Origin of the sequence: Sphingomonas sp. CCH9-F2, assembly GCF_001556735.1 — a bacterium.
GTDB classification, from domain to species: Bacteria; Pseudomonadota; Alphaproteobacteria; order Sphingomonadales; family Sphingomonadaceae; genus Sphingomonas; species Sphingomonas ginsenosidimutans.
Genome location: NZ_LSJO01000285.1, coordinates 1 through 3,922, shown reverse-complemented (window position 1 = coordinate 3,922; position 3,922 = coordinate 1). Strand labels below are relative to the sequence as shown.

At 71.4% G+C, this 3,922-nt stretch carries 3 protein-coding genes; 1 reads left to right on the top strand and 2 read right to left on the bottom strand.

What is annotated here, in order from left to right:
* Window positions 1–1,010: glycoside hydrolase family 16 protein (locus AX685_RS08660; protein WP_331710161.1), on the top strand; the 1,010-nt coding region annotated here is incomplete at its 5' end.
* A gap of 8 nt (window positions 1,011–1,018) precedes the next feature.
* Here the strand turns inward: AX685_RS08660 and AX685_RS08655 are convergent.
* Both AX685_RS08655 and AX685_RS08650 read right to left on the bottom strand, forming a co-directional pair.
* The gene (locus tag AX685_RS08655) at window positions 1,019–2,518 is read right to left on the bottom strand and encodes a tryptophan halogenase family protein (RefSeq protein ID WP_066487601.1); all 1,500 of its coding nucleotides are present in this window, start codon (window positions 2,516–2,518) and stop codon (window positions 1,019–1,021) included.
* Window positions 2,515–3,858 (bottom strand): tryptophan 7-halogenase, encoded by a 1,344-nt coding sequence (locus tag AX685_RS08650; protein WP_066487599.1) that lies wholly within the window; start codon window positions 3,856–3,858, stop codon window positions 2,515–2,517. Before AX685_RS08650 ends, AX685_RS08655 begins: the two co-directional genes overlap by 4 nt.
* Between the last annotated feature and the right edge of the window lie 64 nt (window positions 3,859–3,922).

The window sequence follows — 3,922 nt, the reverse complement described above, 5'->3', positions numbered from 1 at the left end:
GCGCGCCGACGATCGGGCGCGACTGGGCGATGGTAGAGCTGCGCGGTGTCGCCGATCGCGATTACCCGGCGGGGGAATTGCAGGCGTCGCTGCAATTGTCGGTCGCGAACCTGACGGTCGATCTGGGGCCGGCATTCGTGCTGGATCTGAAGCGCAAGGCGGGCGCCGCCACCGCTGCCGCCGCCAGCGCCGCACCGCCGGCATCGACCGCGCACGCGATGGGCGCGACCAACCAGGAGGCGCATCGCCCGATGGCGGTGCCCGCCGGTCGCCCGACCTGGGCCGACGAATTCGACGGCGCCGCGATCGACGCCGCCAACTGGCGTTTCGACACGGCGCGCAACGCCGCCGGCTGGTACAATAACGAGCGCCAATATTATGCCGACGGCCGCCCGGAGAACGCGCGGATCGAAAAGGGCGCGCTGGTGATCGAGGCGCGCCGCGAGACGCTGCCCAAGGCGCGCTTCGCCGACTGGGGCGGGCAGGATTACACCTCCGCGCGGATGGTGACGCGCCGGACGCTGGGCTACGGTTTCTACGAGGTGCGCGCGACCCTGCCGTGCGGGCGCGGGATCTGGCCGGCGATCTGGTTGCTGCCCCCCGATGGCGCCTGGCCCGACGCGGGCGAGATCGACATCATGGAGATGGTCGGGTCCGAGCCGGAAATGTCGCATGCGACCGTACACAGCGCCGCCTACAATCACGCCAGCAACAGCCAGCGCGGCGCGCAGACGCGCGTGACGGGCGCCTGCACCGCGGCGCATGACTATCAGCTCGACTGGCAACCCGATGCGATCACCATCGGCGTCGATGGCAGATCGTACATGCGCGTGGAGCGCAAGCCCGGCGACGGGATGCGCGAATGGCCGTTCACGCGCGCATACAACCTGATCCTGAACGTCGCGGTCGGCGGCGACTGGGCCGGGGCGAAGGGGATCGACGACACGGCCTTCCTGCAGCGGATGACCGTCGAGCATGTCCGCTTCTGGGGCGCGCCGGCGGCGAAGTAATCGCGCCGCTATCCTGCCGCGCAGTGGCGCGCGATGAAGTCCGCATGGGACGGCATTGCGCGCGTCTGCGCCAGGATCGCATGGCGCATCCGCTCCAGCGTCTCGGCCAGCCGATCTTCGTCCAGCACGTCCGCCACCGGATCATAGGCGGCGGGCACGATCCCCTGTCCCAGCAGTACCGCGGTCCAGCTGGCGAGCGAGAACAGTTCGTCGTCGTAGCGGAAGAAGCGGCCATGGACGCGGAACAGCTCGATCTTGCGGCGCAGCGTGTCGGGCACCTCCATCGTGCGCACGTGGCGCCAGAACGGCGTGTCGTCGCGCTGCGTCGCGTGATAGTGGAGGATGATGAAGTCGCGCACGCCATCATAGGCACTGCGCATCAGCCGGTCATATTCCTCCGCTTCCACGGTTGAGAAACCGGCATCGGGGAACAGCGCCAGCAACTTGGCGATGCCGGTCTGGATGAGGTGGATCGACGTCGATTCCAGCGGCTCCAGGAACCCGCCCGCCAGCCCCAGCGCGACGACGTTGCGGTTCCAGAACCGCCGCCGCCGCCCGGTGACGAACGACAGCCGGCGCGGATCGGCCAGCACCTCGCCCTCCACCGCGCCCATCAGCGCGGCCTGCGCGGCATCACCGTCGACATGCGCGCTGGAATAGACGTAGCCGTTGCCGGTGCGGTGTTGCAGCGGGATGCGCCATTGCCAGCCGGCGCCCTGCGCGATCGCGCGGGTATAGGGGACCGGCGCGCCATCGCGCGCGGTGGGGACGGCGACCGCGCGGTCGCATGGCAGCCAGTGCGACCAGTCGTCATAGCCGCTGGCGAGCGCGCCTTCGATCAACAGCCCGCGAAAGCCGGAGCAGTCGACGAACAGCTCGCCGTCGACGTGCCGCCCATCCGCCAGCCGAACCGCCTGCACGAAGCCGGTGTCGGCATGCTGCGCCACGTCGGCGATCCGCCCCTCGATCCGCTCCACACCGCGCGCCTCGGCATAGTCGCGCAGGAACCGGGCATAGCGCCCGGCGTCGAAGTGGAAGGCATAGGGGAGCGGGAAGGGGGCTTCCCCCTCCGCGATGCGCGCGAACCGCCCCGCCGCGGCGGCCACCGCGCATGGGGCGTAATGCCATAGGTCGGCGCAGCGCCGCTGCCCGGCCAGCTTCAGGAACAATTGGTGGAAGGCCAGCCCGTCGATATCGTGGCCGAACTGCCCGAACGGGTGGAAATAGCGGTCGCCGATCGCGCGCCAGTTTTCGAACTGGATGCCCAGCTTGAACGTCCCGCCGGTCGCGGCGACGAACGCATCCTCGTCGATGCCCAGCATCCGGTTGAACGTCTGGATCGTGGGGATCGTCGCCTCGCCGACGCCGACCGTGCCGATCTCCTCGCTTTCGACCAGGCGGATGCGCGTGCGCGTGCGCGGCAGGAAACGCGACAGCGCGGCGGCGGCCATCCAGCCGGCAGTGCCCCCGCCGACGATCACCACCTCGCGAACGGGAAGCGCGGTCATCGGGTCAGTCCTTCCAGAAAGGTGCGATGATCGGGCGCGGCGGCAACCGCGGCGGCCAGGCGGTGGTCGATATCGTCCAGCAGGCGCCGCCCCTGTTCGGCGTCGCCGCCGTCGGGCAGGTGCGCGGGGCGGATGCCGCGCCCGAACAGGATCTGCGCCCAGTCGTCGCGCGCAAAGCCCTCGCCATCGCGCTGGCGCCAGCGCAGCCGGCGCGCGAATTCGACGACGGTATCGCGCAGCGTCTCGGGCGCGTCGTCCGCCAGCGGCAGATGCGCCAGCAACAGGTCGCGCAGCCGGTCCGCCTCGTCATTGGCGGTGCGGTTGTAGTGATCGACCTCCACCGCGGCGCAGTCCCGCCCCGGCAGCAGCGCGACGATCCGGTCGATCCCGGTGTGAAGCCAGTGGAACGGCAGTCCCTGCATCGGCGGCAGGACGACATGCGCCTCTCCGACGGCGACGACATTGCCGCTCCAGCCGCACTGCCGACGACCGGGGGCGAGCGTCTCCGCATCCGTCGCCCCCGCGCGGGCGAGGCGCAGGTGGATCGTGCGGTCGGGCAGATGGCTGGCGACCGTGATCGCCCCGTCCGCGATCGTCATGCGGTCGAGCGAGGGGAGCAGCATTCCCGCCGGTGCCGTGGCGGTGGTCAGCGCGGTGTACGGGAACCAGCGGCTCCAGTCCTCCCACGCCGCCGCATCGTCCGGCGTGGCGAGCCGCCGTTCGCGCCCGGTCGCATCGACATACAGGTCCGCGATCAGATGCGTACCGTCCGCCAGATGCAGCGCCGCCACGCCCGCATCGCCGCGCGCCACCTCCGCCAGCGGGGCGGCGGGCACCATCACGCCGCGATGTTGGGCATAGCCCTCCACCGCGCGCGCGTACCGGTCCGGATCGAGCACCAGCCCGAAGATCGCGTCGGCCAGCGCCGGGTCGCGTGAGGGCGCCTTGGCCGCTAGCCCCAGCCGCGCACCCGCCGCATAATGGTGGAACGGCCGGATGCCGTGCGCCGCCCATACGGCGGGGAAGGGGCGGGCGCCCGCGGCCTGACCCACCGCGCCATAGGCATGGACGTAATCGTCACGCCCCGTCACCTGCGTCCCCAGCCGGATCGCCCCGCCCGTGCGCGCCAGCGCGTCGCGCCAGTCCCAGCCGATATCGGCATGGAACGGCAGCGCGGCCGGGGTGGTGGCGCCGACCGTGTCGACCATCGCGCGGTGGCGGGCGGTGTGCGGGACCAGCGCGACGCGCACACCGGGCAGCCGCACCGCCAGTGCGGCGGCGGCGGTCCAGGCGCCGATCCCGTCACCGACGACCGCGATGGTGCGGATCGGCGCGTTCATGCCGCGGCGCCGATCGTCGCGATATACTCGCGGTGGTCGGGCATCGCGCGCGCGGCCGCGGCGG